Genomic DNA, 1,403 nt, shown 5'->3' on the forward strand with positions numbered 1-1,403 from the left:
CCGTGCGGCCGAGCCCGCCAAACCAGAGATGGCACTCGCGCCGACTCCCCAGACGGAAAGGGCTGCACCCGGTGCGATGGCCCCCGCTCCTCATCCCGTCGAAACGCACTCCGGTGGCGCGATCACATCCGTCCCTGGTGGGGGAAGTGCCTCCCCTGTTGCCCCGCTGGTGATCGAGGGCATCCGGCCTGTCAGTCCCTCTGATCGGGCTGATCGAGCACGGATCGCCACGGCGTCCCCCTCAAAGGAGACATTGACGGCGGAAATTCGTTGCCGGTTGGCCCCCGATGCTCCCCTTCAGACACTCGTGGAACGGGTGGTCGCACGCCACGAGTCCACACCGGAAACCGCCGCCACCGGCAATCCCTGGGAATTCGCTGGCCACCTCCAGCGCGGTCCGGGGGGTGACCAGTTCGTGGCCTCCGGCGAACGGAGTGGGCTGCCGCCGGGGATTCGCCTCGAGCTGAGCCGCGAAGACGACCAGCAGGTCGCTGTGCTTGAATTCTCAGCCACGGAGCCACAGCTCCAGGCCATGCTCGATGAACTCTCGGCGAACCGAGCCTGGGTCAAAGAGGTCCAATTGCCCGAGTCACTGGCAACGCTCGCCCATTCTCCTGCGCCAGCGGCGCGGAAACCAGCGGCTCCTGGTCCGATTGCTGAGACCGAATCCATGTCAAAATCGGCCACGGCCATGTACGGCACCCAACAAAGGGCCGTGGTTCCCGAAACCCGACAGCCAGCCGCTGAAGCAGAGGTAACCCATCAGGAAAGCCTTCAGCGGCAAGCCCCGCCCGCTGCGGCAGCCGCTCAGGTGGAAGGGCAACCGACTCCACCCTCCGGTGAAATTCCGAAGTCAGAGACAAAGAAATATCGCATCCGCCTCGTTCTGGTCAGGCCAATCGACAACGGCAATCCGGCCGCAAGCGAAAATACTGCACCGGAAGGCGAACCAGCCCATCCTCAAGACTCACGGGGAGATTCGCGACCTGCCCAATCTTCCCCCACCAAATAGAAGCATGGTGAAAAGCGTCTCACCGATCTCCGCTCTGGCAAGCCCCCTATCAGTTCCAGCCGTCGTTCTTTCGCCCACTTCTGCGTTTTTCAAGGGGTGTAAGGCGATCATTGAGTCGGCTGATGCCCAGCTTAATGGCCATCCGCGTGACGAGTGGTAATTTATTGACTCCCAGCTTTTTCATCGCGTTCGATTTGTGATTGTCCACAGTGCTGGGGGCCAGCTTGAGGATGGCGGCTGCCTCTTTGACTGAACAGCCCAGGCTGATCAGTCGGATCACCTGTCTTTCCCGCGGCGTCAGATCTTTCGCCCGGACAGCAGTCGGACGCTTTTTCGCTTGCGTTTTTTTCTTCGCCATGGTTGTTCCCTCGGCCAACGGTACCAGTAAAAG

General features: G+C 61.6%; 2 protein-coding genes. One reads left to right on the forward strand and one right to left on the reverse strand.

Going from position 1 to position 1,403, the window contains the following annotated elements; genetic code table 11:
• Positions 1-1,012: hypothetical protein (locus H5U08_RS18770; protein WP_297036675.1), on the forward strand; the 1,012-nt coding region annotated here is incomplete at its 5' end.
• Between the two features lie 49 nt (positions 1,013-1,061).
• Here the strand turns inward: H5U08_RS18770 and H5U08_RS18775 are convergent.
• A partial coding sequence (locus H5U08_RS18775) for a LuxR C-terminal-related transcriptional regulator (protein ID WP_297036678.1) occupies positions 1,062-1,403 on the reverse strand: 342 nt, incomplete at its 5' end.

It is taken from the genome of Thermogutta sp. (assembly GCF_014359955.1).
In the GTDB taxonomy this organism is placed as follows: Bacteria; Planctomycetota; Planctomycetia; order Pirellulales; family Thermoguttaceae; genus Thermogutta.